The following is a 25697-nucleotide window of genomic DNA, read 5'->3' as shown; positions in this document are numbered from 1 at the left end:
CCCCATACACTGCCCCCTGTCCTCGGGGGTTTTCTCGGGGGGGTGGTGTGTGCGCGTTTCCCGGCCCCCCCCCCACCCCCCCCTCCCCCGTACCCTCCCGTAGGAGCCGGTCAGATGCCTGCCCCGGCCCGTGCCGATCAGGAACCCGTCCCGGCCCGTGTCTGGTCCGGGACGGTCGCCGCGTCCGGAACGGCTATGGCGCCGCCGTCGACCACCAGGGTGGCGCCGGTGGTGCTCGCCGACCGATCCGAGAGCAGGAAGACGATGGCGGCGGCGATCTCGGCCGGATCGACCGGCCTGCCCAGCGGGATCCTGCTGTCCATGGTCTTCCTGGCCTCGGCGGCGTCGAGGCCGTCCCGCTGGCTGAGGCGTGTGACGCGCTGCTCGTAGCGGTCCGTCGCCGTCACGCCGGGGACGACCGTGTTCACCCTGATCCGCCGCTCGGCCAGTTGCGCCGCGTAGTGCCTGGAGAGCGCTTCCACGGCCGAGTTGATCGCGCTGACGTGCGGAGACAGGGCCATGTACCGCAACGAGGCGATGCCCGAGATGTTGACGAAACTGCCGCCGTCTCGCACGTGCGGCAGGGCCGCCTGGACGACGGACTCGTAGCCGAGAAGCTTGAGCTCGAACAGCTCGGCCCACGCGGCCCGGTCCGGGTGGTCGTTGTGGACGGAGAAGGCGGCCGCGTTGTTGACGAAGCCGTCGAGCGGGCCGAACAGGTCGACGGCGGCCGTCACCGCCGTACGGCCGCCGTCGGCCTGCCGCAGGTCGACCCGCACGAATCCGGCTCGCGGGTGTCCCCCGAGATCGGCGGTCGCCTTTTCGATCGACGAGCTGGTCCGCGCGGCGATCGTGACCGCGGCACCCTCGTCGAGAAGCAGCCGGGCGGTCGCCAGGCCGATGCCACGGCTGCCCCCGGTGACCAGGTATGACCTGCCGCTGAGTCCGAGCTCCATCAGATGGCCTTTCCAGTGAGTGTCTTCAGGAGCTGTCGCCGGCCGGGCCGACATGACGCCCGTCGCCCGAAGGCTGCCCAACTCATCTCAATGCTGATATCGCTGGTCATTCTTCTCCCACGTCCGCCTGCCACTCGGAGCGGCCGAACCACCATGGCGGACGCCCGGCGAAGCTCCTGACATCGGCGTCTGCGCGCGCACGGCACGTTCGGCGGGCCGCACGAATCACGCTCCGGGTCGATGTCGATGAATATAATGTCCAACATTATTCATTCGGTCTATCGTCTGTCAACGACCTGCGTGGCGGGCGGGACGCGGGACCCTGCGGACGACCATGGATCTCCTCGCCGGCCGAGTGCCGTACCAACCGGACGGCGCGGATCGCAGGGCGCCGGATGGAGATCCGGGTTCGTCCGCGAGGGCAGGACGGGCGACACCTCGTGTCTCGCGGCCATCCCGCCGGTGAAAGTCGTCTCCCCGTGGCCCCGCACCCCCCGGAAACGGGCGGTTCGAAGGGAATGGAAGTGACGCTCCGTAGTAAGAAACGGCATAAGTGGAAATCTCACCCCCTCTTTTCGAACGGCCGTTCATTTCCCGCACGATGGGCGATGACCTGGGGGATTCGTGGATGAGCGAGGAGGATCGTCGGGTTTCCTGTCGTTGATCTTGACGTGTTTTGGGGATGCGCTTCCCAACAGGACGGCGTCACATTACCGTGCGTGATGAATTCGTTGCCGAACGCGCGATCGTGCTCTTCGACGGCCGGTCGCGGTGTGATTCCGGTGTGAAACGTGAGACAGGAGTTCGGATGCCCCCGTCGCGTGAGCTCGACAGCAGGTCAAGCCCGCTGGCGTTCTTCGCAGCAGAGCTTCGCCGCCTGCGCGACCAGGCCGGCTGGACCCAGGAGCAGCTCGCCGAGGCGGTCTCCTACGCCGCCCCACTGGTCGGGATGGTCGAGACCGCCAAGCGCAATCCGTCGCGTGACTTCATCGAGCGCTGTGACCGGATGCTCAACACCGGAGGGACCCTCATGCGGGTCTGGCCGATGCTCAGTCAGGTGGCGTACCCTCTCTGGTTCCGCTCGTGGGTGGAGATCGAGCGCAGGGCGCACACGCTCAGGAGCTGGCAGCCCCTGGTGTTCCCCGGCCTGCTGCAGACTCCCGACTACGCCCGCGCGCTCCTGAAGGGGCGCAGGGCGGTCGCGGAGGAGCGGATCGAGGAGCTGGTCGCCGCCAGGATCGAGCGTCAGAGCCTGCTGCACGGCGCCAGCCCGCCTCTGCTGTGGGCGGTGCTCGACGAGAGCATGCTCTACCGGCGGATCGGCAGCCCGGAGATCATGCGCGGCCAGATCGCGGCCGTCATGGCCGCAATGGAGAACCGCCACGTCTCGGTCCAGATCATGCCCGGAGACGTCACCGTCACGGCCGGTCTGAGCGGGGCGTTCGTCATAGCCAGTGTCGAGGGCGGCATGGACACCGCCTATGTGGACTGTGCGGTCGAGGGGCGGGTCACGGATCATCCGCGTGATGTGGCGGAGGTCCGTATGCGTTACGAAGAGCTTCGCACCGAGGCCATGTCCCCGCGTGCAAGCATCGATCTCATGACGAAGGTGATGGAGACATGGAAGCAGAGTTGAGCGGAGCCGTGTGGCGTAAGGCATCCCTGAGCAGCGACAATGGTGGCGACTGTGTCGAGGTGGCCGTGGTCGACGCCCCCGCTGCTCCCGGTGCGGGCCACAAGGCGGGTCTCGGTTCCCTGTATGTGCTGCGTGACTCGAAGAACCCCGACGGGCCGAAGTTGTTCTTCACTCGTTCGGAATGGGATGCGTTCGTCGGTGGTGTGAAGCTCGGCGAGTTCGACGGCTGACCTTCCCTCCCGCCCCTCCCGCACGGCTGACCGTTCCCTCCGCGCGGCCGACCCTTTTCTCCGCACAGAGCCGGCCTTTCGGCGTTCCCGCGGGCGACGGATCTCGCCGCAGCGGGCCGGGGCGTCCGCCTCCGGCCCGCTGCCCGGTCAGGGGCGGCCGAGGGCCCGGTAGTGCCAGCCCGCTGCGCGCCAGATCTCGGCGTCCAGGGCGTTGCGGCCGTCGACGATCTTGCGGGTCGCGACGACGGCGCCAAGCGCGTCGGGATCGAGATCGATGAACTCCTGCCACTCGGTCAGCAGCAGCACGACATGGGCGTCGTGGGCGGCATCGAGGGCGGAGGCGCCATAGGACAGTTCGGGGTGGGCCCGGCGGGCGTTCTCCTGGGCGACGGGGTCGTAGACGGTGACCTGGCCGCCCTGCTGGCCGATTGTGACGGCGACGTCGAGGGCGGGCGAGTCACGGATGTCGTCGGAGTTCGGCTTGAACGCGGCGCCGAGGACGGCGACCGTGCACCCCCGGAAGGAGCCTCCGGCCAGCTCGCGGGCCAGGTCGACCATGCGGGCCCGGCGGCGCATGTTGATCGCGTCGACCTCACGCAGGAAGGTCAGCGCCTGGTCGGCGCCCAGCTCTCCGGCGCGGGCCATGAAGGCACGGATGTCCTTGGGCAGGCAGCCGCCGCCGAAGCCCAGGCCCGGGTTGAGGAACTTGCCGCCGATGCGGTCGTCGAAGGACAGCGCCAGGGAAAGCTGCTTGACGTCGGCGTGGGAGGCCTCGCACACCTCGGCCATCGCGTTGATGAAAGAGATCTTCGTGGCGAGGAAGGCGTTGGCGGCGACCTTGACCAGTTCGGCGGTCGGATAGTCGGTGATCACCATCGGGGTGCCCTGCTCGAGCATGGAGGAGTAGACCTCGCGCATGATCTTCTCGGCCTTGTCCGAGGACACGCCGAGCACGATCCGATCGGGATGCAGCGTGTCCTTCACCGCGAAACCCTCGCGCAGGAACTCCGGATTCCATGCCAGCTCGGCTCCCGCACCGATGGGCGCCAGCCGTACGAGCTTCTCGGCCAGCCGCTGGGCGGTGCCCACCGGGACCGTCGACTTGCCGAGGACCAGGCACTCGCGTTTCAGGTGGGGGGCCAGTGACTCGATCGCGGAGTCCAGGTAGGAGATGTCCGCGCCGTATTCGCCGGGTTTCTGCGGGGTGCCCAGACACAGGAAGTGCACATCGCCGAACGCGGCGGCCTCCTCGTACGAGGTGGTGAAGCGCAGCCGCCCGTTGGCGAGGTTGCGCCGGAGAATCTCCTCCAGGCCCGGTTCGTAGATGGGCAGGTCGCCGGCCTGCAGGCGGGCGATCTTCTCCGCATCCACGTCGACGCCGAGGACTTCGAAGCCCAGCTCCGCCATGCATGCCGACGTCGTCGCACCCAGGTATCCGGTTCCCACCATCGTCAGGCGGTAGGCCACTGGTATTCCTTTCGGTTCTGCCCAATTCTGTGTCGTCAGAGTATCGGCATCCCCCGTTCCACACTCTGTCGCCACCTGCACAAACATCTGGCTGCGCAGATCACCCGGGCTGGAGCGGTCCATATTTTGTTGGACGTCCTAGTATTTCCTTATGAGCTTCCCTCTCTACGCGCTGCCCGAAGAGCACCAGATGCTCCGGGAGACTGTCCGCGCCCTTGCCGACGAGAAGATCGCCCCTCGTGCCGCCGAGGCCGACGAGACGGGGGAGTTCCCCTGGGACGTCTACAAAGCGCTGGTCGCGGCCGACCTGCACGCCGTACACGTTCCTGAGGAGTACGGCGGCGCCGGAGCCGACGCGCTCGCGGTCGTCATCGTCATCGAGGAGGTGGCGCGTGCGTGCGCCTCGTCCTCGTTGATCCCCGCGGTCAACAAGCTGGGCACCGTCCCGCTGCTGCTGTCTGCCTCCGAGGAGCTCAAGCAGCGCTACCTCGCGCCGGTCGCGCGGGGCGACGCGATGTTCTCCTACGCCCTGTCCGAGGCGGAGGCCGGCAGCGACGCTGCGGCGATGAAGACCCGGGCCGTGGCAGACGGCGACCACTACGTGCTCAACGGCGCCAAGATGTGGATCACCAACGCCGGGGTCTCCGAGTACTACACGGTGATGGCCGTGACCGAGCCCGGTGCGGGCGCCAGGGGCATCTCCGCGTTCGTCGTCGAGAAGAGTGACGAGGGCGTCAGTTTCGGGGCCAAGGAGCGCAAGCTCGGCATCAAGGGCTCCCCGACCCGCCAGGTCATCTTCGAGGACGTCCGCATCCCGGCCTCCCGCATGATCGGCGCCCCGGGCACCGGCTTCAAGACCGCCCTGGCCACCCTGGACCACACCCGCGTCACGATCGCCGCCCAGGCCCTGGGCATCGCCCAGGGGGCGCTGGACTACGCGATCGGCTACGTCAAGGAGCGCAAGCAGTTCGGCAAGGCCGTCGCCGACTTCCAGGGCGTCCAGTTCATGATCGCCGACATGGCGATGAAGCTGGAGGCCGCCAGGCAGCTCACCTACGCCGCCGCCGCCAAGTCCGAGCTGGCGATGCACGGCGAGCCGCAGAAGGACCTCACCTTCCTCTCCAGCGCCGCCAAGTGCGCCGCCTCCGACGCCGCGATGGAGATCACCACCGACGCGGTCCAGCTCCTCGGCGGGTACGGCTACACCAGCGACTACCCGGTCGAGCGCATGATGCGCGACGCCAAGATCACCCAGATCTACGAGGGCACCAACCAGATCCAGCGCCTCGTCATGGCCCGCCAGCTCCTCAAGTAGGCCGCCGAGCAGAGGAGACTCTGTTTCCGGAAAGATCGTCCCGCGCTCTCGGGGCAGGGGTGATCTTTCGAGCACCTCTGTTCCGCCCCGCGTTCCGTGAGACGCGGGGCGGCCCCGAGCCCACCTTCCGCACGGCCCGCAATCGGGCCTCTCCGCCCAGCCCGCATTCGGGCCTCGCCTCTCGTGCTCCGCGCGTTCCGAACTCGGGCTGCGTCTTCTCGGGGCTTGCGCCCCGAACCCCGGGCGAGAGGTCTGCCGACCCCGCACACTCCCTGGTCACTGTCCGACTCCCTTACGCCCCGACCCGGTCGGCGAGTTCCCGCGGCTCAGGCGAGGGCGGGTCCTGCATGGTCAAAAGATCGGACACCGGTTGGCGGACGGATTCGATGGTTGCGAACCTGCTCCGGTGCGATTGCCTCGGCTTCTCGAGGGCGCCCCACAGCGACATGGCCTCGGGCTTGCCTTCCTCGGCCAGGGACCACAGTGCTTCGGCGGCCGTACAGGCCGTCTCCTCGACCTGGTCGAAGTGACGCGCTCCCAGGAAGACGAATGCCTTGCCGGTGGATCCGCCTGACCGCGAACGACACCGGCTGAACCATCTGAAGGAAACGGACGTTTGTGGGGCATGAGAGTGCGAATGACCCTGCTCGTGGCGTTGTTGTCCCTGACTGCGGCCTGCGGAGGAGTGGAATCGGATACGTCGGCGACCTTGGCTGACGACGGGCCGCCGAAGCCGGTTGCATTGTGGGGTGCCGAAGGCGGGTTCGTGACCGCGACCATGAACGTGCTGCGTCCGCCGAGAGTGGTGCTGTACAGCGACGGCCTGGTGATCGTTGACGCGAGCAAGCAGCTGAAGCTCACCGTTGCCGAGACGGGCGAGACGGTTGCGTCGATGGAGACGTACCTGACCGGGCAACCGCCGACCGCGGAGCCCAAGCCGGGTGCGCCGGCGGTGACGGACGTGCCGACCACCATCCTCGGGGTACGGGGGAAGGACGGAAAGATGCTGGAGGTCCGGGCCCCGGCTCTGGACCAGCTCGCGGGCTTCTACCCGAAGGAGCTCTCGGAGGCGAAGAAGGTGATGGACGGCTTGGCGACCCGGGGCACCGCCGCGGGCACCGACTACGTCGCCACCCGTGTCCGCATGGTCGCCGAAGGGGCCGCCTCGGCGGAGGGCAAGCCGGCGCCGTGGCCCGCAGGGGTCCCGGAGCCTTCGGGCACGGTGGACCCGGTTTGGCATAAGGACATCGAGGGGGCGGCGGTGAGTGCGATCACCAAGGCGGTGCCTGCCGGGCAGGAGTACGGCCGATCACTTTTCAAGACCGGTTCGGGGGCACTCTTCGTGCTCTCCTGGCGCTACCTGCTGCCTGACGAATAGCAAGGGCTGTTGACGGGGGCTCACGGTCACCCCATCAAGTCGTCGTCCGCCAGACACACAAACCATGACGATCAGCAGGTCGAAATGGCCGGTATGAAGCCTGGCCGTGAACGCAACCCTTGTCAGGACATTGAGGAAGTTGGCCAGAATCTGCCTGGGGTGGCCGCGACAGACCGCGACCCGGCCCTACCCCGTCAGCGATGACTTCCCCGACGTTCCGGCTCTGGTGCTCACCGGCGACCTGGACGCGATCACCCCGGACTCCGACGCCGCCAAGGTGGCCCGCAGGTTCGAGCGATCAAGGCTCATCTCCGTACCGAACATGGGCCATGTCCCCGACCTGGACCCCAGCGGCTGCGTCTCCGGCCTCATCGCCGGTTTCATCGCGAAGGGAACCCCAGGGCCGACTGCTTGCCTGAAGCAGATACCGCCCATCAAGGTGGATCCCGTCGGCGTTTGACATCCTCCAGTGGACAAGGCGTTTCGGGGGTAGGGGAGTGCGGCGTGGGCGGTCAGGCGGCCCACACCGCCACTCCCACGGAGGCCACCCCGGCCAGTGCAGAGAGCAGGGAGGCGACCTTGTCGGCCCGGTCCCAGCCCAGTCCGGCTGCCTCGACAAGGCGTGGGGAGCGCAGCTGAAGAAGGCCGGGTTCAGGTTCGGCAGGCCGAAGATCGTCTTCTCGCACACCTCGCGGGTCAAGACCGCCTGCGGTGAGTACGACGTGGTGGAAACGGCCAGCCTGTACTGTCAGCCCAACAGGACCATCTACATGATGATCACCGAGGATTCGCTGAGTGGTGAGTACGGCTCGCCGACCATGCTCGAAAGCCTCGCCCTCGGATACGGCTACCACGTCCAACTGCTGACCGGCATCCTCTTACGCCCCCACCCGGTCGGCGAGTTCCCGCAGCTCAGGCGAGGGCGGGTCCTGCATGGTCAGCAGATCGGACACCAGCCGGCGGACGGCGCGATGGTTGCGTACCTGCTCCGGGGTGACGGCCTCCGCCTCCAGCACCGCCGACACGGCCTCGTCGATCTGACGGCGCTGGGCGTGCGCGCGGGCCAGGTGAATGTGGAGCCGGGCGCGGCGCTCACCGGAGAGCGTCGAGACATCCACCGTCGTCCCAGCCCGCAGGGCGTGACCGGCGTCGCCCAGTTCGACCGCCACGGCGACCTCGTGCAGGGCGACGTTGGCCGGGCCGAACTCGGTGTTGTAGTCGTTGCGCCCGTCGCCGAGCCGTCCGGCGATCTCACGGGCCTTGGCGAGGTGCCGGTAGGCGGTGTCGGCGTCGTTGAGCAGGGAGGCGGCCACCGCGCGCTGCAGGGTGAGAGCGCCCCACAGTGACATGGCCTCGGGCTTGCCCGCTTCGGCCAGGAACCACAGCGCGTCCGAGGCGGTCCGGGCCGTCTCCTCCACCTGGTCGAAGTGACGCGCTCCCAGGAAGACAAACCCGAGCCGGAAGGCGCCGGCCGCCACCAGGAGCGGATCCCCTGCCCGTTCCGCCGCGATGATCGCCCGGTCGGCGGCGATCCACGCGGCTTCCGGCTCACCCAGCTTGGCGAGGGCGGCCGAGCACGCCTGATAGGCCGCGGCGAGCAGCTCGAACAGCTCGGCCCGACGCTCCTCGGGAGCTGAGCGCACCGCGGTCTCCAACGCGGGTACCAGCCCCTGAAGCAGCCCGGTCAGCTCCGCGTACCGGCTCTCGTGAACCAGCTCCCAGGCCTGCTCGACCTGCGCTCTGAGCTCTTCGGCAGGCGCGGCGGGTACGGGATGCAGCATGGCTCGCAGGGAGTGAACACTCGACAGCAGGAGCCGGAGATCGGCTGTGCCCGGAGTCTCTTCGGTGACGGCGGCGACCACCGGTGCCTCGGCGGCCAGCTCCGACAGCGGCACGTCCAGGGTTTCGGCGACCTTCTCCAGGACCGACATGCGGTCGACCTTGCGCACTCCGCGTTCCACCTGGGAGACCCAGGCCACCGATCGGTCGATCAGCCGTGCCAGCTCGGGCTGTGACAGGCCGCGTCGCTTGCGTTCCTGCGCGATGCGTCGCCCCAGCGCCCGTTGATACTCGGTGCTCACCCTGTTGTTCCCTTACCGGCCTGCAGGTGGAGGAAGTCGACCTCGATCGAGGCCAGCAGATCATCACGAGCGCCGAGGAAACGCCGGGTGTGTTCCTGTTCCTCGTGCGCGTCGAAGGCTGCCCGGTCTCGGTACAGCTCATAGAAGATCCGCTGGAGCGGCTGCCCCTCGACGTGGTGCGCGGCGTACACCAGCGTTCCCGGCTCGTTCTCTCGGATCTTCTCGATGGTCTGGCCGGTCAGTTGGTCGAACGCTTCGGCGCTGGCCTGGTCTTTACAGGTGAATCGCACCATTAGTCCGAACATGGGCCCCCTCCTCGGTCGCAGGCTCTAAGAGATCAGTACTCATTGTGCGGGGCAAGTACCTCAAGTCGCTTGTATCAAGAGTACTGCACACGTACTTTTAGTACCGCTCGCAGACATCAACTTCCCTGACCTGCATGATCACGAGGTGAGCCGACATGATCCCGCCCCAAACCCGCTGGGACATCGCAGACGGATGGCATCGGACCTTCCCCGGCACAAGGGAACAGGTGCGCCAGGCCCGCCATTTCGTCAGGGCGCACCTTCCCTGCCACCCCGACGCCGAACTCATCGCCAGCGAACTCGCCATCAACGCCGTCGAGCACACCCGCATTGGAGAACCAGGCGGAACCTTCACCGCCCTCATCCACCCCCGCCCCGACGGCACCGCCTACCTCGCGATCAAAGACCAGGGCGGCCCCGCCCTATTCGGCCTGCCCACCTCCGACCACGAAGGCGGACGAGGACTCCACCTTGTCGAAGCCCTCACCACCGCCTGGGGAGTCAAGGGCGACGCCACCGGCCGTACCGTCTGGGCCGAACTGTCCCCACCCGCCCCATGACCCAGGCTCACCTGTACTTACAGGCCCTCCGTGAACGCTTCCCCACCTGGGCGTTCCTCTACGACCCCTTCGCCGACCGCTGGTTCGCCCTCCACGGCCGCTAAACCACCCTCACCGCCGCCACCGCCCAAGAACTGGCGGCCCACGTCATCCACGTCCAAACCCACCCAAGGCCGCCCAGACCCCAACCACGGCAATGACCTGTTACTTCTTACTTCCGCACGATCACCCCGGCCCGCCGCATCGAATGCCTTAACTATCCGACATCTCCTTCAGGGGAGACAGGAGAGATTGGAGACCAAGAGGGTGTCTTTGAGTCGGTCATCTCCTCATGAAGGGGACCATGTAGGAAGGCTGTCGGCCGTTCATCGCGTCAGTCAGGTCCCCCTCGGTCAGGTTGAGAGTGAAGGCACTGCCTGCTTGTCGTGGATCCCAGCCACGCTCCAGGGCCATCCGCATGCTCCCCGCCACGAGCGCCGGTCGTACGGCCATCGCTCGTTCTCCGAGCCACGCGTCCGGCCGGGAACAGGGAAGCGCCACCAGGAGAACGCGTCCCGGCCCGTCGGCCGACTCCACCGCGAAGGTCAGCGGTCCCCAGCTGTTCGCCTGGCAGTACGTGGGTTTGCGGCGGATGCGCCAGCGGTAGGTGACGCCGTCGACCGTGATGAGCCGTGAGCCCTTCTTGGGGATCGCCATGAAGACGGGCCTCCTGCTGTTGTTCCGTCGCTGTTCCGTGAGAGAGCCGAAACCAGTGACAGGTGACGCGAGACGTCCGCAAGCGTAACCCCTGCTCAGACGCATGATCGAGTGATTTCCGCAGATGGTCGGATCCTGGGCTGGAGATCACCCAGATCTACGAGGGCACCAGATCCAGCGACTGGTCATGGCTCGTCAGTTGCTGAAGTAGGCCGTCGGGTAGGGAAACCCTGTTTTAGAGCGGGTCCTGCATGGTCAGCAGGTTGGACACCAACTGGTGGACGGTCCGATGGTGTTCGACCTGCTCCGGTGCGATGGACTCGATCGCCAGCATCAAGGCCACGGCGGCTCCGAAACCGCCCGCGCTGGTGAGCACGGTGTTGCACGCATCCGGTGACCCGGGCAAACGGCACACCAGTGGGTTGCGGAATTCTCCAGCCCTCGTGCCGGGGAGATGATCGGTAACGAATAGGCCACATCTGGATATAGCGGTCTTTGTGGGCGGCGCGCTGGAAGGCGTGCCGACTTCCGCTTTCCACAGGGAGGGTATCGGCCGGAGGGCACACGAGTTACCTGCGGATCCTTTGCTCCTTGCTCGGGAGTATGGGACCTTCACATAAGCCCTCCACCGGAGCGTGTGGCTGCCGCAGGCGGTGAGGTCGCGTCCGAGGGACCGCTGTGTGGTGCTCGGCGAGCCAAGGTGCCGCCGGCCCGCAGGCTTGTGCGGCAACCGTTCGGCGTGCTCTCTGTGCCACTGGGCGGCGACCGGCGTCCGCTCACCGCACGGAGTGCCGCCGGGTCCTGCGATACGCCGGTTTCAAGGTCATGATTCAAGGGATCATCGCGTTCTGCCCGAGACGTGCAGCGCAGGAGGAAACTCGTGACGAGTCCCACCCCCGCCTCCCCCAACGCACCCCTTCCCACCTCCGGGTCGCCGTTCCGCCCGTCCCGCCGGGCGGTCCTGGCCGGTGCCGGAGCGGCTCTGGCCGCCACCCTTGTGCCCACCGCCGCCGTGCGGGCCCAGGCCGACGACGCAGGCGACGGCGGCGACATCTCCGTCGGGTCCGGTACCGACTTCGCCGTCGCGCTCTCACCCGACGGCCGCATGCTCGCGCTCGACATGCTCGGCGTCCTGTGGATCTGCTCCGCCTCCGGCGGCACCGCCCGCAGGCTCACCAGCGACCTGTACGACATCGCCCAGCCCGACTGGTCCCCGGACGGGTCCACCATCGTGTTCCAGTCCTACCGTGACGGTGTCTTCAACCTGTGGACGATCCGGCCCGACGGGTCCGCGATCAAGCAGTTGACCACGGGGCCGTTCGACCATCGAGAGCCCCGGTACAGCCCGGACGGGCGCACCATCGCCTACTCGTCCGACGCCGGTGGCAGCTACGGCATCCACCTGCTCGACGTCGCCACCGGTGCGACGCGTGTACTGGCCGACACCTCCGCCGAGGAGTACGAACCGGCCTGGTCACCCGACGGGAGCAAGATCGCGTTCGTCGTCGCCGACACCAGGGTGGACGTCGTGGACGTGGCCACCGGCGCCCGCAGCACGGTGGTCACCGTCCCCGCCGGTCAGGTCATCCACCAGCCGTCCTGGCTGCCGAACGGGACCGACATCGCCTACCACCTCTTCCACGACGGCGCCAACGACCTGGCCGGCACCGCGGGCACGCTCGTCACCGGCGAGGAGGTCTTCCCGTTCAGGGCCGGGTTCGCCCCGGACGGGCGTTACTTCTACACCTCCGCGGGCGCCGTTCGGACCCGCCGCCTCGGCTCCACGTCCTCCGGTACGGTCGGCTTCACCGCCGCACTCGATACGAGAACCCCGAAGTACACGAAGAGCGTCCGCGTGTTCGACGCGTCCGGTTCGTTCCCGGTAACCGGCATCGGAAGCCCGGTCGTGTCCCCGGACGGCTCGACCATCGCCTTCCGCGCCCTCAACGACATCTACCTCATGCGAATCGGGCACAAGCCGATCCCGCTGTTTCGCGACCGGTGGTGGAAGGCCGACCCGGACTTCTCCCCGGACGGGCGGCGGCTGGCGTTCGTCACCGACCGTACCGGCACCCTCAACATCTGGGTCCGCGACCTCGCCACCGGCACCGATCGGCAGCTGACTCATCTGTCGGACTCCGCCGCCCTGTCGGTCCGGTGGTCGCCGAACGGGAAGGAGATCGCCTACCTGGACCAGGACGGCGCGCTGTGGGTTCTGGACGTCGCCACCGGCGACGTCCAGAAGGTCTTCGACGCGACCTTCGAACCGGGCAGGCCGACCTGGTCGCCGGACGGGAAGACGATCGCGCTTGCGGCGGTCGTGCCGTACTCGCGACGGTACCGTGAAGGCCTGTCCAAGATCCTTCTCGTCGATCGGGCGACAGGTGCCGGTACGTACGTCGACCCGGCTCCACACCGATCCCTGCAGACCCGTGGCGACGACGGCCCCGTGTGGTCGCCGGACGGCACCATGCTCGCCTTCGCCATGGAGTCGCTTCTGTGGGTCCTGCCGGTCGACAGGACCGGACGGCCCACGGGCCCCGCCCGTCAGGTCACCCGAGAGCTGTCCGACGCCCCGGCCTGGGCCGGCGACTCCGCCACCCTGCTCTACCTCAACGGCGGGCGGCTGAAGACCGTACGCGTCGACGGCGGAGCTGTCCGGGCTGTTCCCCTCCAGCTGTCCTGGCGCAACCGCCCAGGCCCCGACCAGGTCGTCATCCATGCCGGCCGCATGTGGGACGGCGTCTCCGCGACCGTGGCCCGCGACGTCGACATCATCGTGCGCGGCCAGCGCATCGTCGCGATCGAGCCGCACCGGGACCGGCGGCCCGGTACCGTCGTCGACGCCGGTGACAGGTTCGTCATGCCGGGCCTGATCGATATCCATCACCATCGCGAGATGCAGGGCTACGCCTACGGGTCCCGGCAGGGGCCGCTGTGGCTCGCGCTCGGTGTCACGACGACCCGCTCACCCGGCTCGCCCGCGTACCACATGGTCGAGGAGCGGGAGTCGGTTCAGTCGGGTGCCCGGCTCGCACCGCGTTACCTGGGCACCGGCGAGGCCATCGACGGGCCGCGCATCTACTACAACTTCATGCGCCCGACGTTCTCCCACCGGCAGTTGCTGCTCGAGCTCGAACGGGCCGCCCGCCTCGACTACGACCTGATGAAGTGTTACGTGCGGCTGCCCGTCGTCTGGCACCGGGAGGTCATCGCCTGGGCCCACCGGAACGGCAAACCGGTGACGTCCCACTACCACTACCCGGCGATCGCGATGGGCGGAGACGGCACCGAGCACGTCGGCGCGACCAACAGGTTCGGCTACTCGCGCACCGTCACCAATGTCGGCTCCGGCTACTCGGACGTCATCTCCATGTTCAACGCGTCGAAGATGGCCCGGACCCCGACCCTGTTCGGCTCCGGCACCCTGTACCGGGAGGACACCTCGCTGGTCACCGACGAGCGGGTCCGCAGGCTCTACCCGAACTGGCGAATGGCGAAGCTGCAGGCGTCCGTCACCTCCGCGCAGACCACCGACCAGACGGTGGCGCGGGCGAACCTGGCCAACCAGGTGGCGCAGCTGACGGCGATGATCCGCGGCGGGGGCGTCGTCACCACCGGCACCGACGCGCCGATCGACCATCTCGCGGTCAGCCTGCACATGAACCTGCGGGCCATGGTCAGGTACGGCCTGACCCCGCTGGAGGCGCTGACCAGCGCCACCAGTACGTCCGGGACCTACCTCGGCCTGCCGCTGGGCAGGATCGGCAAGGGCGCGTACGCCGACCTGGCCGTCGTCGACGGCGATCCGCTGTCCCGGATCGAGGACGCCGCGAACGTCGTCGCCGTCGTCGTCGGCGGGGAGCACCACACGGTCGAGCAGTTGCTCGCGCCGTACCCGTCCGCCACGACCACCGACCAGCCCGCGCCCGCCGCCAGGGCGGTCAGCGTCAGGGCGGTCGGTGTCAGGGCCCGTGTCCCCGTCCACCCGAGCACCACGGCCTTCTGGTGGAACGACCCCGCCGAGCTGGAGAAAGCCCGCCTCTCCTGCGGCCACGACCACTAGGGCGCGGGTCCGGGTGGTCGCCCGCGGGGGTGGGCGACCACCCGGACCGGGGCGTGCCGGCTTCTGATGGATTCAGCCGGTGCGCTTCCGGCGGATTCGGTCGGTGCGCTTTCGGGGGTTCGGCGGATGTGCTTTCGACGGGTTCGGCCGGTGTGCTTCTGAGGGGGTCAGCCGGTGCGGGGCCCGGAGTCGGCGCAGGCGTCGCTGCCCGCCTCGGCGCACAGCACGTCCTGGGCCGGGGTCGCGCCGCTGACGCCTATGGCGCCGACGATCTCGCCGTCGAGTTCGAGGAGAATCCCGCCCGGCAGGGTGGTCGGGCGGAACGGCACCTGGTCGCCCGCGAGTGTGAACACCTCGGGGTAGGACTCCTTGAGTCCGGCGAGGGAGGCGCTGTCGCGCCGGAAGGCGGCGGCTGTACGGGCCTTGGAGCGTGCCACCTCGGGGGTGAACCAGGTGGCGCCGTCGCTGCGGACGACGAGGACGTCTCGGCCGAGGGCGTCGACCACCGCGACGCTGACCCGGAGGCCGTCCTGGGTCGCGCGAGTCAGTGCGGCCTCTACCGCCACGCGTGCCAGGGCGAGTGTCAGTTCCCGTGCCACAGATGCGTCTCCTTCGCTGTGCCGCCGTCCACACCGGACAGCGGCTCACATGACGTGCCGTAGACGCATGCGGCGCCCAATGGTACCCGCGGGTGCCCGAACGCCATGGACGTCCACGGGTCCGGCACGGCGCCGCATACGGTGCCTCATATGGTGGCCTGCCCGGTCTTTCGCCCGGCGGGCGCGTGCCGTTCCACGGAACACAGGTCGGACAACGGGGTGAGGCCGCCTCCTCGGGGTGTTTTCACGGTGGTCCGTCCCTGGTTGGGCGGGCCCCGGTGGCCGCCTGCCGGACGGGCGTCGTGATACTGGTCGTGGCCGTCGTCCCGGCGTGTCAAGGCCCGTTTCGAGCGTTCCGGCGGTCCGCACGGCCAGAGTCCCCAACCACCGGCGACTTCGTGAGACCCCGGCCAGGGGTGGCGCGGGAGCCGGAGAACCCCCACGGAAGGAGATCCATGGACGCCGGTCCCGGCGATGGCGCCATGTCCGCCGACGCCGCCGATGTCCCCGGCCGGGACATCCGGTACGGGCGGCGGCACGGTGAGGACGAGCGGGACGCGCGGGTGTACGGCCCGCGATGACCCTCGTCACACAACCCATCGTCCTTTCCGGCTTCCGGCGGCTGCGCGTCCTGGGCACGCTCGGAGCCCTGTCGGCCTTCGGTCCCCTGTCGATGGACCTCTACCTGCCGGTCCTGCCGGAACTCGGCCGGGCCCTGCGGACCACCGACGCCCTCGCCCAGCTCACCATGTCGATGTGCATGGTCGGACTGGCGCTCGGCCAGCTCCTGGCGGGCCCGGTCAGCGACCGGATCGGCCGCCGCCGCCCGCTCCTCCTGGGAGTGGCGACGTACGCGGTGGCGTCGGTGCTGTGCGCGATCGCCCCCGACATCTGGTCGCTGATCGGCTTCCGTCTCGTGCAGGGGCTCGCCGGAGCCGCCGGTCTGGTCATCGCCAGGGCGATGGTCCGTGACCTGTTCGATGGCGACGCGGCGGCCAAGGTGTTCTCGCTTCTCATCCTGGTCGGCGGCCTGGCGCCGGTGGTCGCGCCGCTCGCCGGGGGACAGCTCGCCCGCTTCACCGACTGGCGGGGCATGTTCGTCGCGCTCGCCGTCATCGGCGTCCTGCTGTTCCTGGCGGCGCTGGGCCTGCCGGAGACGCTCGCACGGGAGGCCCGGCACACCGGCGGGCTGCGCGAGACGGGACGGCAGTTCGCCGTGCTCGTCCGGGATCGGGGCTTCATCGGCTACGCGCTGGTCGCCGCGCTCGCGGGCTGCTCCCTGTTCCTCTACATCACGCTGAGCCCGTTCGTGCTGCAGGACGGCTACGGGGTGACCGCCCAGGTCTTCTCGGCGATTTTCGCGGTCAACTCCATCGGCATCGTGCTCGCGGGCAACGTCAACGGTGTCCTCGTCGGCCGCTACGGCGCCCGCCGCATGCTGAGGATCGGACTCGTGGTCGGGCTGGTCGGCGCGCTGGCCGCGCTCGTCGGCGTGCTGGTCGGCTGGGGGCTGTTCGGACTGCTCCCCGGGCTCTTCGTCGCCGTCTCCAGCATCGGCCTGGTCATGCCGAACACCAACGCGCTGGCCATGACCCCGCACGGTGAGCGGGCCGGGACCGCGTCGGCGATGCTGGGCGTGCTGCAGTTCCTCATCGGCGCGACAGTGCCCCCACTGGTCTCCCTCGCGGGGGCGAACGCGCTGTCCATGACACTGTCGATCTTCGTCACCTCCGTCATCACGCTGCTCGTCCTGATCACCACACTCCGGGCACGGCCCAAACCCGCCTGAGCCCCGTCCCGCCTGGGCTCCTGCCGTATCCAAGTGTGGGCGGAGGGACTCCCGGCCCGTGACCACGGGCCGGGAACGACGGCCTGCGGCGCGGAGACCGCCTCGTGGAAGGGGCTGCCCTCGCCTCAGGCAGCGCGCCGTTTCGAGGTCTGGTGCGTCAAGGTCTGGGGGAGTGTGCGCAGCACGTCCGGTTTGTTGGTGATGATGCCGTCGACCCCGTAGGAGATCAGGCGGCGCATGGTCTCCCGGTCGTCCACGGTCCAGGTGAAGACCTCCATGTGCAGGCTGTGGACGCGCCTGACGTACTCGGGGGTGAGGCCGCCGTACGGTGGGTTGATCTGGCTGGCGAACGCCGCCAGCCCGGGGAGTTGCGCGGTCGACGGTGTGCCGAGCAGGCCGATCGGGACCCGGGGCATGATCCGGTGGAACGTCCGCATCGACTCCCAGCTGAACGACTGCACGACGAGCCGCCCCGGCTCCAGCCATGAGGGGTTGTGTCGCAGCTCGTCGGCGACGCGGGCCTCGACGCCCCGGTAGAGCTGGGGCGCCTTGATCTCCAGCAGCAGGCCGAGGCCGCTTCCGCTCATCGCGCGCAACGTCTCCCCGAGCGTGGGCACCGGTTCGCCCCGGTACTTCGAGGCGAACCACGAGCCGGCGTCCAGCCTGCGGATCTCCGCGAGCGTGAGGTCGCCGACCCGCCACGGTGCCCGGTCGGGGAAGACCCTTTCCGCGTCGGTGGTGCGGGTCAGTGTCGTGTCGTGCACCACGACCAGCTCGTGATCTTTGGTCTCCTGGACGTCGAGCTCGAAGACATCGGCGCGTTGCTCGCGTGCCAGCTCGAAGGCCGCGATCGTGTTCTCCGGCGCGTAGGCCGACGCCCCGCGGTGGGCGACGTCGGTGACGGTCGCGGGCGGTACGGCGGCCGCGACGGGGGTGACCGCCGTCAGAACCGCCGCCATGGTCGTGATGAAGAAGCCGAGTCGTCGGATCATGGGTCTCCTCATGCTTGGAGAGACGACCTACGATTCCAACATGACTACGGTCAATGACATGGAGTTAATGAAGAAGTAGCCAGCCGATGCCGGGCGTATGAGCAGACGTGGTGATCGTTTCCGCGGATGAGGGGGCTTCCGAGGAGAGGGAAGACCGTGTTGAGCCGCCCCGGCGATGTGTGGCGCGTGACGGAGCGCGGGCAGCGTCCGCCCCGGAAGCGACGGGGCGGACACGGCCGAACGGCACGGTGTGCGCGGGAACCGTCAGTTGCGGCGGCCCGAGATGTTCGCGTTGTAGGTGGAGGAGCCGCAGGGGTAGCCGCCGAAGCCGCGCACCGAGATCCGGCCCGAGACGGTGCCGTTGTCGCGGAAGGTGTAGGTGGCGCCGCCCTCCGTCGGGTGGTAGATGCAGCTCGTGACGCTGTTGCTGGGGGTGAAACCGTTGGAGCCGGTGGCGCTGATCCGGCTGTCCGGTGAGACCGTCGCGCTGTTGCCGTTGACCCTGACGTAGGCCATGTCGAGGGCGGCGGTGCTCCCGAAGCAGGCCGAGTTGCTGCCGTACCAGATGGCGCCGACGTCCGGGATGCCGCCGGGGAAGCCCGACTTCAGGCAGATGTCCACGGGGTTGACCCCGTTGGTGGTGACCCGGGTGACGGTGCTGCGCAGGACGACGGTGCCGGAGCGCTGGAAGCTCCTGCCGCTGACGTTGCCCGAGATGGTGACGCTGTAGCTGACGGAACCGCGGGCCGCCGCGCCAGCGTCGCTGGCCGTACCCGCCTGGGCGGGGGCCGGGAGCGCCGCGGCGACCAGCGCCGTGCCGACGAGGGCGGACGAAATTATGCGTGTGCGCATGTTCTGCTCCTGACGGATAGGGCGGGCCCCAGGCTGAGTATGGAACGGTCCGGAAGGCGCGGCCATCCCCAATCTTGGGGATGGCCGTGGGGTGGCGGGGGCGGCAGGATCAGCACAGGCGCAGCTCCATCGCCCAGCGCAGTGCCGCGGCGCGTGGGGAGAGATCCTTCTCCTCCGGGTGGGAGGCCAGGTACTTACGTTTGATCGCCTCGAGGTGGTCGGCGACGGTACCTGGTCTGATCCCCAGCTCCCTTGCGGTCTCTTTGAGGCCGAGGCCACGGCAGCCGACCACGGCGACCACGTCGAGCTCACGCGGAGAGAGGCGGTTCACCCTGCGGCGGCGGGCGGTCAGGGCGAACGCCCCGGACAGCGCGGCCTCGAGCCCGGCCGTGTCCGTTCCCGCGGCGGCGAGGACCTCCTCCTCGCTGTCGCCCTCGGCCAGTGCGCGCAGCGCCGCCCGCTGGCGGGTGGACAGGTCGGCGTCTCCCAGGGGACGGGCCGCCGCGTCGTCGAGGAGGAGAGCGGCCAGCAGAGAGGAGACATGATGGCGGCCCGAGCTGACCACGCCGACCGCGTGGACGTACTCGCCGTGGGTGGTGTAGCGCTTCTCCACGTACCCCCACGCCCCGGCCGCGATCACGCCGAGCACCTGCTCGCGGCCCGCGACCCCCGAGGTGGCCAGCACCCGCCAGCCGCGGGCGGTGAGATGGGCGACCGCCTCCGCGCCCGCGCGGCCCTCAGGCAGCGAGTAGTCGCAGACCACGACGCTCCCGGGACCTCCCACGGGCAGCGCCTCGACGGCGGTCACCGGTTCCAGAACCCGGTGCCCGGCACGGCGCAGCGCCTCGGCCAGCGGGTAGGAGACGATCGGATGGTCGTCGACGATCCCGACGGTGCCGTCCTTCGCGCCCCCGCCGGGCCGGGCCGTCCCGCTCATTCCCGCTCCTCCGGCCAGCGGAGGACGACCTTGGTGCCGCCGCCCTGCGGCTGTTCGATCGTGCAGCTCCCGCCGTGCCGTTCGACGGCGGCGAAGCTGCGCGACATCCCGCCGCCCTGCCGGGCCAGGCCGGGGGAGAAACCGCGTCCCCGATCGCGCACGACGATGGTCACGCCGTCGTCGGCCGCCGCGGCGTAGAGGTGCACGCCCAGTGGGTTGCCCGCGTGCCTGGCCACGTTGTTCAGCGCCTCGCGGGCCGCGGAGGCGAGCACCTCGCCGACCTCGGGAGGCGGGTCGTGGTGGACGCGCAGCACATGGGTGAGCTCCAGGCCCAGGTCGACGGCGCTCTCGACCACCTCGGCCATCAGGTCGGCGAACGCCGTCGTGCGCTCGTCCGTGATGAACCGCCTGGCCCGCTGGGCGGCCCGGCGGGCGGCGCGCGCGGTCGGCGGGTCGAGCAGCGGGCTACCCGCGACCCGTTCCACGATCGGCAGCAGGTCGTCGTGGATCGCCCGGTGGGCCGACTCACGCTGACGCATCGACTCCTGGCGGCTCCTGTACTCGGCCAGCAGTTTCTGGCGTTCCTCGGCCAGCCGCTGTGCCAGCAGCGTCTGGCCCGCCAGGTCGCGCAGCTCCCTGCCGATCAGCATCGCGATCAGGAACCACAGCGTGAAGCCCAGCAGGTCGGACACCAGTTTCTGGGTGAGGTTGGGGTAGATCGAAGCGGTCCAGGCCGCGGCGAGTACGGCCACCGCCGCCACCGCCCTGCGGTTCCAGCCGAGGCCGAAGCCGAGAACCGCGGAGGTGGCCAGGGAGAAGGGCAGCAGGGCCGTCATGACGACGTTGCGTTCGTGGGGAAAGGCGGCGCGCGAGCCCGCGACCATCACGACGAGGCTCACCAGCACGTCGGCCCAGACCAGGAGCGGATCGTGAAGGGTGCCGGTCCGCCAGGCCCGGCGGGCGAACCACGCGGCCTCGACGGCCGCCAGGGCCGCCACGGTCACCGCCGCCCACGGCGTCGCGAGCCGGTCCCAGGCCACCAGCGGGACCAGCAGGAAGGCCGTGGTGCCCGCTCTGGCATAAATGATCATTCTGGCCATGCGCCGTTCGGTGGCGGCCTTGACGTCGAGTCGTAGCAATTCCACGACTAGCCGACGTGCCTGGACCCTCGGCCGGGTTACCGCGTGCCCTGATCGTTACCGCGTCCCCAGGGCGCGTTAACGATTCCGGGTCGTGTTCCCGGTTCCGAGGCGTGTTCCCGGCTCCGGGGACGTCAGGTGCGGCGGTTGTGCGCCGTTTATTTTTTGCAGATGTTCTCGGTCGCGGTCCTGGCCGTCGGCACGGCGCTCGGAGTGGCGGTCGGGGTCGCCTCAGGGGTCTCCTCAGGGGTCTCCTTGACGGTGACCTTCTTGGCCCCCGGATACTTCTGGCCGACGACCACCTCGATCCGGTCGCCGAGGTTGTCGACCTGGCGCACGTCGGCTCCCGGCAGCGCGGCCGCCAGGGTGCGCGCGGAGTCCTCGCGGCCGGGGCCGTACCGGATGAGCGTCTTGTCGTGGTCCCTCTCCCTGGTGTCGCCCGCGGGCTCGGGGACCAGGAACCCGGCCTTCAGCAGGTCGGCCCTCGTCCGCGCGCCGAGGCCCCTGATCAGGGTGCCGTTGAGCACCTTGACGGCGATCCGCGACGGCGGCACGGTCAGCGGGGTGGTCGAGGGGGAGGGTGTCGCGGTGGGGGTCGTGGACGGTGTGACCGTCGGGCTCGCCGTGGGTTTCGCGGGCCTGGTGAGGGAGTCGTCGGCGGCGATCCTGCGGAACAGGTCGGCCGCCGCCGCCTTGTCCCAGAGCACGGCCGACTCGCCGGTCGGCGTCTTGTAGTCGACGTCGGCGAGCGGGACCGTCGCGAAGGCGACATCGTCGGTCGAGACGTTCTTGACCTGGTCGGCCAGGCCGATCAGGTCCCTGCGGAGCGCGTCGTCGACGCTGAGCGTGCCGAGGGTGCTGTTGACGAACGCGGAGAACCTGACGGGGTTGGTCAGCGTGCCGCCGCTCAGCGCCTGGTGCAGCAGGGCCGAGATGACCTGCTGCTGGCGGTCGATGCGGTCCAGGTCCGAGCGGGCGGTCGCCCGGGTGCGGGCGTAGGACAGGGCTTTGGTGCCGTCGAGCGAGTAGTTGCCCGGCTGGAGCTTGAGCCCGGTCTTCGGGTCGTCGATGGCGACGGGGGTGCAGACGTCGACGCCGCCGAGGGAGTCGACCACCTCGATGAAGCCGAGCACGTTGACCTCGACGTAGTGGTTGATGGTCAACCCGGTCGCGTTCTGCACGGTTCGTACGGCGAGCTTCGGGCCGCCGAGCTGGTAGGCCGCGTTGATCTTGTGCATGCCCTGGCCGGGGATCGTCGTCCAGGTGTCGCGGGGGAGGCTGACCACGGTGACCCGGGTGTGGTCCTCGGACAGGTGGAGCACCATCATGGTGTCGGTGCGCTGGCCGCTCTCACGGCCCAGCTTGAGCTGGTTCTGCTGCTGGCGGGTGAGGTTGTCGCGCTTGTCCACGCCGACGAGCAGGATGTTCATGGCGCCGGTCGACTGTGAGCCGGGCACGCCCGCGTCGACCGACTTGATCCTGGTCCCCACGTAGTTCGTGAACGCCCACGTCGTCCCGGAACCGCCGAGCACCAGACAGGAGAGCGCGCCCGCGAGGACGAGGCCGCGCCGACGGGAACGGGCGCCTCTGGCGGACCTGCGCTCACGCCGGGGAGCCACCCGGACCTTGCCGTAGGCGTCGCCGCCCACCTGCACACCCGAGTCCTCGTCTTCCGACTCGCGCATCCACGGCCCCCCTAGGCTGCTGGGTCGATGAGGTACCCGTCCGTACAGTAGCGTGAGCGACGCCATGAAGCAGTTGCCCGACTCGCCCGCGCCGGCGTCGTCTCCCGAGACACGTGTCTGGCCGCCCATCTCCATCGTCATCCCGGTGCTGAACGAGGAGCGCCATCTTCGGGAGGCGGTACGTCAGGTCCTGTCGCAGCGTTACGCGGGACCGATCGAGGTCGTGCTCGCGATCGGCCCGTCGAAGGACCGAACCCAGGAGGTCGCGGACGCGATCGCCGCGGAGGACCCGCGGGTGGTCGTGGTCCCCAACCCGACGGGACGCACGCCGAACGCGCTCAACGCCGCCATCGCCGCGTCGCGCAACGGCATCATCGCCCGTGTCGACGGCCACGCCATGCTGCCGGAGGACTATCTCAGGGTCGCGGTCGAGACCCTCGAGGAGACCGGGGCGGACAATGTCGGCGGCATCATGGCCGCCGAGGGCGTCACGCCGTTCGAGCAGGCGGTCGCCCGTGCCATGACCTCGAAGATCGGGGTCGGCGGGGCCAGGTTCCACACCGGCGGCACCGCGGGACCGGCCGACACGGTCTACCTCGGGGTGTTCCGCCGTGAGGCGCTGGAGCGCGTCGGCGGCTACGACGAGCACTTCCAGCGGGCGCAGGACTGGGAGATGAACCACCGCATCCGCGAGACGGGCGGCCTGGTGTGGTTCCAGCCCCGCATGCGCGTCTCCTACCGGCCGAGACCGAGCATCAAGGCCCTCGCCAAGCAGTACTTCCACTACGGCCGCTGGCGGCGGGTGGTCGCCCGCACCCACGAGGGCACGATCAACCTGCGCTACCTGGCGCCTCCGACGGCGGTTGTGGCCATCATCGCGGGCCTGGTCGTCTCGCCGTTCTTCTGGCCCGCTCTGCTGCTCCCCGGCGGCTACCTGGCGGCGATCCTCGCGGGTTCGGCGGTCACCGGAAGCGGTCTGTCCGGCACGGCCCTTCTGCGGCTGCCGCTGGTCTACATGACCATGCACATGTCATGGGGATGGGGCTTCCTGACGAGCCCGCGGAGCCTCGGCAAACCCGGCAAGACATCCGGCTGACCCCGCTTTCCCGGCCCCGAGCCTCCCGGGCGCGAGGTGACGAGGTGACAGGGCGTCGTTCCGCGCCGCCCTCACCCGTCCGCGCGGGCGGCGCGCTCGCACGCGCCGTTCACCGCGTCGTTGAAGCGGGTCATGGCGTCCGGGTGCTCCGGTCCCAGCAGGTAGGTCCTGAGCTTGCGCCTCGCGGCCGAGAGGGCGTCCTCCTCGCCCTGTTCGAGGGCTCGCAGCACGACGGGGAGCGCGTCCAGGTCCTCGGTGAGCGGATAGCCGGCCTCCGCGCTCGGATACCGCTGGAAGAAGGCCTCCTCCGGCATCCCCGCCACATTCGTCACCATGTACGGCTTGCCGCTGGCGATGAAGTCGGCGACCACACTGGAGATGTCGGTGACCAGCAGGTCGGCCTGGTTGAAGCAGCCGTAGAGGGTCGGCTCGCGCCCCGTGACGACCAGGTGTCTGACCGGTCCCGGACCGCCGGAGCCCGCGGGGTGGCGGGCGATCGACCCCGAAAGCTCCGCGGCCTCCAGCATCGCGCTGATCCGCCGGTGTGCGTGGCGGGCCGCGGGGTTGCGGTAGCCGGTCAGCGGATGTGGCTTGTAGATGATCCGCACCGGGGGCGACCAGGCGAGCAGGGCCGAGACGACGCCGGGCCCCATGGTGATGATCGAGGTGTGGAACAGGTCGTCGGTCCACCCCTCCCAGGTCGGCGCGTAGAGCACCGTGCGGTACGGCAGGTCCGGCCCTCGGGTGTGGATCCCGGAGAGCTGCGGGCGGCCGATCTCGTACACGTCCCTGTCGCGTACGCCGACCCGGGCGCGCAGATAGCGGTCGCGCCCCGCCTGCCCGGCGACCCAGACCTCGTCGTAGACCTTGGTGAACGGGTTGAACGACGCCTCCTTGTCGCTGTCCCCGTGGCCGACGAAGACGCTGCGCATCCCCCGGATGCGGAGCATGTGGATGTTCTTGCCGACGTTCGAGGGATACAGGCACAATCGAGCGGCGCCGAGTGCCCCGAAGCTCATCAGGTCGGCCGACGACGGGATGCAGACCACGGGAAGCGAGGTCTCCGGCAGCACGCCGAGCATGTCCCGCTCCCGCAGCACCACGACGGCCCGCCGATCGACCCGCTCCAGCGGGCGCAGCCACATGGCGGCCTGGTAGGCGGAGTCGTTCGGCCCGGAGAAGTAGAGGGCCACCTCGGGGCCGTACTCCGTCAGGCGCTCCCCGGCCGTCCGCAGCACGCCGTCCCGGTCCCTCAGCGGCCGGACCCGGGACAGGTGGGGCAGCATGCCGGCCACGCCCGCCGCCCCGGCGAGCAGCGCGGCCCCCGCCCCCGCAGCGCCCAGCCAGCCGATGCCGAGGGCCGCGTCCAGCGCGGCGCCGCCGACCGGCAGCACGTCGAGGTGGAGCAGGCGCAGCTTGCGATAGTCGACCAGCAGACCGGGCGGCGGCGCGGGCGGCTCGACCGCGCCGAGGTTGCGGGTCAGCACCGGGATCTGGCTGACGGTCCGGTTGTAGCCAAGCGCCATCCCGGTCTGTACGGCCCGCACCCCGTGCCCCGCGAACAGCCCCAGGACCAGGGCGGCGAACCAGGGGGAGCCCGTGCCCTCGGTGCGGGCGACCAGGAGGATCGCGGCCGTCTCGCGCACCGCGAACCGCATTGTGACGCCCAGGTGGACCCTGCCCAGCAGGTCGATCAGCGGGCGGGCGCGGCGCCTGGCGGTGATCTCCGTCACGGAGGAGACGGCGCAGAACGCCAGGAACGGCCACGGCCTTGGCCAGAGGGCGGTGATGATCAGCGGCGGGTACGGGCCGAGCACGGCAGCGCACACCATAAGGAGGCGAAGATCATGCTTCATCCTCTGACGCTAACCTGTGTACGGGTGTTTCCCCTGGTAGGCGCGCTATGACAGATGTCCGG

The 25697-nt window shown here is 69.5% G+C and carries 24 protein-coding genes; 10 read left to right on the top strand and 14 right to left on the bottom strand.

The genetic code is table 11. The annotated features are described in order from the left end of the window. Window positions 1–137 precede the first annotated feature (137 nt). Window positions 138–956 (bottom strand): SDR family oxidoreductase, encoded by an 819-nt coding sequence (locus tag AB0395_RS19220; RefSeq protein ID WP_366282255.1) that lies wholly within the window; start codon window positions 954–956, stop codon window positions 138–140. 808 nt (window positions 957–1764) lie between these two features. Here AB0395_RS19220 and AB0395_RS19215 point away from each other — a divergent pair. Then, a complete protein-coding gene (locus AB0395_RS19215) occupies window positions 1765–2592 on the top strand; it encodes a helix-turn-helix transcriptional regulator (protein ID WP_366282253.1) in 828 nt (275 codons plus the stop codon). Next, the gene (locus AB0395_RS19210; protein WP_366282251.1) at window positions 2577–2822 is read left to right on the top strand and encodes a DUF397 domain-containing protein; all 246 of its coding nucleotides are present in this window, start codon (window positions 2577–2579) and stop codon (window positions 2820–2822) included. Before AB0395_RS19215 ends, AB0395_RS19210 begins: the two co-directional genes overlap by 16 nt. A gap of 147 nt (window positions 2823–2969) precedes the next feature. Here the strand turns inward: AB0395_RS19210 and AB0395_RS19205 are convergent, their stop codons facing one another. Continuing rightward, window positions 2970–4289 carry a UDP-glucose/GDP-mannose dehydrogenase family protein gene (locus AB0395_RS19205; protein ID WP_366282249.1) on the bottom strand — a complete coding sequence of 440 codons (1320 nt, stop codon included), beginning with the start codon at window positions 4287–4289 and terminating at the stop codon, window positions 2970–2972. A 151-nt stretch (window positions 4290–4440) separates the two neighbouring features. Here AB0395_RS19205 and AB0395_RS19200 point away from each other — a divergent pair, with 151 nt between their 5' ends. From AB0395_RS19200 to AB0395_RS19190, 3 genes are all read left to right on the top strand, one after another. Beyond that, window positions 4441–5604 (top strand): acyl-CoA dehydrogenase family protein, encoded by a 1164-nt coding sequence (locus AB0395_RS19200; protein ID WP_366282247.1) that lies wholly within the window; start codon window positions 4441–4443, stop codon window positions 5602–5604. A gap of 766 nt (window positions 5605–6370) precedes the next feature. Then, on the top strand, window positions 6371–6982 hold the full coding sequence (locus AB0395_RS19195; RefSeq protein ID WP_366282246.1) for a hypothetical protein: 612 nt from the start codon (window positions 6371–6373) through the stop codon (window positions 6980–6982). A 106-nt stretch (window positions 6983–7088) separates the two neighbouring features. Beyond that, window positions 7089–7442 (top strand): alpha/beta hydrolase, encoded by a 354-nt coding sequence (locus AB0395_RS19190; protein WP_366282244.1) that lies wholly within the window; start codon window positions 7089–7091, stop codon window positions 7440–7442. 52 nt (window positions 7443–7494) lie between these two features. On the opposite strand, the gene AB0395_RS19185 is transcribed toward AB0395_RS19190, so the two are convergent. From AB0395_RS19185 to AB0395_RS19175, 3 genes are all read right to left on the bottom strand, one after another. Further along, a complete protein-coding gene (locus AB0395_RS19185; protein WP_366282243.1) occupies window positions 7495–7668 on the bottom strand; it encodes a hypothetical protein in 174 nt (57 codons plus the stop codon). Window positions 7669–7860: 192 nt separating this feature from the next. Beyond that, window positions 7861–9063: a helix-turn-helix transcriptional regulator gene (locus AB0395_RS19180; protein ID WP_366282242.1), complete on the bottom strand. Its 1203-nt coding sequence runs from the start codon at window positions 9061–9063 to the stop codon at window positions 7861–7863. Next, on the bottom strand, window positions 9060–9368 hold the full coding sequence (locus tag AB0395_RS19175) for an antibiotic biosynthesis monooxygenase (protein WP_366282240.1): 309 nt from the start codon (window positions 9366–9368) through the stop codon (window positions 9060–9062). The genes AB0395_RS19180 and AB0395_RS19175 overlap by 4 nt, the downstream gene beginning before the upstream one ends. Window positions 9369–9523: 155 nt before the next feature. Between AB0395_RS19175 and AB0395_RS19170 the strand changes: the two genes are divergently transcribed. Beyond that, window positions 9524–9928 (top strand): ATP-binding protein, encoded by a 405-nt coding sequence (locus AB0395_RS19170; RefSeq protein WP_366282238.1) that lies wholly within the window; start codon window positions 9524–9526, stop codon window positions 9926–9928. Window positions 9929–10249: 321 nt separating this feature from the next. Here the strand turns inward: AB0395_RS19170 and AB0395_RS19165 are convergent, their stop codons facing one another. Together AB0395_RS19165 and AB0395_RS19160 are read right to left on the bottom strand one after the other, a co-directional pair. After that, the gene (locus AB0395_RS19165) at window positions 10250–10624 is read right to left on the bottom strand and encodes a hypothetical protein (protein WP_366282236.1); all 375 of its coding nucleotides are present in this window, start codon (window positions 10622–10624) and stop codon (window positions 10250–10252) included. A gap of 235 nt (window positions 10625–10859) precedes the next feature. Continuing rightward, window positions 10860–11030: a hypothetical protein gene (locus tag AB0395_RS19160; protein ID WP_366282234.1), complete on the bottom strand. Its 171-nt coding sequence runs from the start codon at window positions 11028–11030 to the stop codon at window positions 10860–10862. A gap of 474 nt (window positions 11031–11504) precedes the next feature. Between AB0395_RS19160 and AB0395_RS19155 the strand changes: the two genes are divergently transcribed. After that, a complete protein-coding gene (locus AB0395_RS19155; RefSeq protein WP_366282232.1) occupies window positions 11505–14690 on the top strand; it encodes an amidohydrolase family protein in 3186 nt (1061 codons plus the stop codon). 167 nt (window positions 14691–14857) lie between these two features. Here AB0395_RS19155 and AB0395_RS19150 read toward each other — a convergent pair whose 3' ends face one another. Then, window positions 14858–15289: a heme-binding protein gene (locus AB0395_RS19150; RefSeq protein ID WP_366282230.1), complete on the bottom strand. Its 432-nt coding sequence runs from the start codon at window positions 15287–15289 to the stop codon at window positions 14858–14860. A 455-nt stretch (window positions 15290–15744) separates the two neighbouring features. Here AB0395_RS19150 and AB0395_RS19145 point away from each other — a divergent pair, with 455 nt between their 5' ends. Both AB0395_RS19145 and AB0395_RS19140 read left to right on the top strand, forming a co-directional pair. Then, the gene (locus AB0395_RS19145) at window positions 15745–15870 is read left to right on the top strand and encodes a hypothetical protein (RefSeq protein WP_366282229.1); all 126 of its coding nucleotides are present in this window, start codon (window positions 15745–15747) and stop codon (window positions 15868–15870) included. Beyond that, window positions 15867–17078: a multidrug effflux MFS transporter gene (locus AB0395_RS19140; RefSeq protein ID WP_366282227.1), complete on the top strand. Its 1212-nt coding sequence runs from the start codon at window positions 15867–15869 to the stop codon at window positions 17076–17078. Before AB0395_RS19145 ends, AB0395_RS19140 begins: the two co-directional genes overlap by 4 nt. Before the next feature lie 125 nt (window positions 17079–17203). Here AB0395_RS19140 and AB0395_RS19135 read toward each other — a convergent pair whose 3' ends face one another. The 5 genes from AB0395_RS19135 to AB0395_RS19115 all read right to left on the bottom strand — a co-directional run bounded on the left by AB0395_RS19135 (window position 17204) and on the right by AB0395_RS19115 (window position 22683). After that, the gene (locus tag AB0395_RS19135) at window positions 17204–18070 is read right to left on the bottom strand and encodes a glycerophosphodiester phosphodiesterase family protein (protein WP_366282226.1); all 867 of its coding nucleotides are present in this window, start codon (window positions 18068–18070) and stop codon (window positions 17204–17206) included. Between the two features lie 264 nt (window positions 18071–18334). Then, window positions 18335–18922 (bottom strand): hypothetical protein, encoded by a 588-nt coding sequence (locus tag AB0395_RS19130; RefSeq protein ID WP_366282224.1) that lies wholly within the window; start codon window positions 18920–18922, stop codon window positions 18335–18337. 109 nt (window positions 18923–19031) lie between these two features. Beyond that, window positions 19032–19859, bottom strand: a complete 828-nt coding sequence (locus tag AB0395_RS19125) for a response regulator (RefSeq protein WP_366282222.1) — start codon at window positions 19857–19859, stop codon at window positions 19032–19034. After that, entirely contained in the window at window positions 19856–21004 is a 1149-nt protein-coding gene (locus AB0395_RS19120) for an ATP-binding protein (RefSeq protein ID WP_366282220.1), read from the bottom strand. Before AB0395_RS19120 ends, AB0395_RS19125 begins: the two co-directional genes overlap by 4 nt. 152 nt (window positions 21005–21156) lie before the next feature. Beyond that, complete coding sequence (locus AB0395_RS19115) at window positions 21157–22683, bottom strand: LCP family protein (protein WP_366282218.1); 1527 nt, start codon at window positions 22681–22683, stop codon at window positions 21157–21159. A gap of 64 nt (window positions 22684–22747) precedes the next feature. On the opposite strand from AB0395_RS19115, the gene AB0395_RS19110 reads away from it, so the two are divergent. After that, window positions 22748–23779, top strand: coding sequence for an ExoA family glycosyltransferase (locus AB0395_RS19110; RefSeq protein ID WP_366282261.1), 1032 nt, complete (start codon window positions 22748–22750; stop codon window positions 23777–23779). A 71-nt stretch (window positions 23780–23850) separates the two neighbouring features. On the opposite strand, the gene AB0395_RS19105 is transcribed toward AB0395_RS19110, so the two are convergent. Further along, window positions 23851–25635, bottom strand: coding sequence for a hypothetical protein (locus AB0395_RS19105; RefSeq protein ID WP_366282216.1), 1785 nt, complete (start codon window positions 25633–25635; stop codon window positions 23851–23853). Window positions 25636–25697: the final 62 nt, after the last annotated feature.

This window comes from Streptosporangium sp. NPDC051023 (assembly GCF_040689595.1).
GTDB lineage: Bacteria > Actinomycetota > Actinomycetes > Streptosporangiales > Streptosporangiaceae > Streptosporangium.
The sequence above is the reverse complement of the archived record's forward strand: the minus strand, read 5'-3'. Positions and strand labels throughout refer to the sequence as shown.

Excerpts from the sequence above, each read along its gene's own strand:
- AB0395_RS19215 (WP_366282253.1), top strand. The coding sequence starts at position 1,765 with ATGCCCCCGTCGCGTGAGCTCGACAGCAGGTCAAGCCCGCTGGCGTTC.
- AB0395_RS19200 (WP_366282247.1), top strand. The coding sequence starts at position 4,441 with ATGAGCTTCCCTCTCTACGCGCTGCCCGAAGAGCACCAGATGCTCCGG.
- AB0395_RS19170 (WP_366282238.1), top strand. The coding sequence starts at position 9,524 with ATGATCCCGCCCCAAACCCGCTGGGACATCGCAGACGGATGGCATCGG.
- AB0395_RS19220 (WP_366282255.1), bottom strand. The coding sequence starts at position 956 with ATGGAGCTCGGACTCAGCGGCAGGTCATACCTGGTCACCGGGGGCAGC.
- AB0395_RS19130 (WP_366282224.1), bottom strand. The coding sequence starts at position 18,922 with ATGCGCACACGCATAATTTCGTCCGCCCTCGTCGGCACGGCGCTGGTC.
- AB0395_RS19165 (WP_366282236.1), bottom strand. The coding sequence starts at position 10,624 with ATGGCGATCCCCAAGAAGGGCTCACGGCTCATCACGGTCGACGGCGTC.
- AB0395_RS19145 (WP_366282229.1), top strand. The coding sequence starts at position 15,745 with ATGGACGCCGGTCCCGGCGATGGCGCCATGTCCGCCGACGCCGCCGAT.
- AB0395_RS19210 (WP_366282251.1), top strand. The coding sequence starts at position 2,577 with ATGGAAGCAGAGTTGAGCGGAGCCGTGTGGCGTAAGGCATCCCTGAGC.
- AB0395_RS19175 (WP_366282240.1), bottom strand. The coding sequence starts at position 9,368 with ATGTTCGGACTAATGGTGCGATTCACCTGTAAAGACCAGGCCAGCGCC.
- AB0395_RS19125 (WP_366282222.1), bottom strand. The coding sequence starts at position 19,859 with ATGAGCGGGACGGCCCGGCCCGGCGGGGGCGCGAAGGACGGCACCGTC.
- AB0395_RS19115 (WP_366282218.1), bottom strand. The coding sequence starts at position 22,683 with ATGCGCGAGTCGGAAGACGAGGACTCGGGTGTGCAGGTGGGCGGCGAC.
- AB0395_RS19105 (WP_366282216.1), bottom strand. The coding sequence starts at position 25,635 with ATGAAGCATGATCTTCGCCTCCTTATGGTGTGCGCTGCCGTGCTCGGC.
- AB0395_RS19135 (WP_366282226.1), bottom strand. The coding sequence starts at position 18,070 with ATGATCCGACGACTCGGCTTCTTCATCACGACCATGGCGGCGGTTCTG.
- AB0395_RS19140 (WP_366282227.1), top strand. The coding sequence starts at position 15,867 with ATGACCCTCGTCACACAACCCATCGTCCTTTCCGGCTTCCGGCGGCTG.
- AB0395_RS19110 (WP_366282261.1), top strand. The coding sequence starts at position 22,748 with ATGAAGCAGTTGCCCGACTCGCCCGCGCCGGCGTCGTCTCCCGAGACA.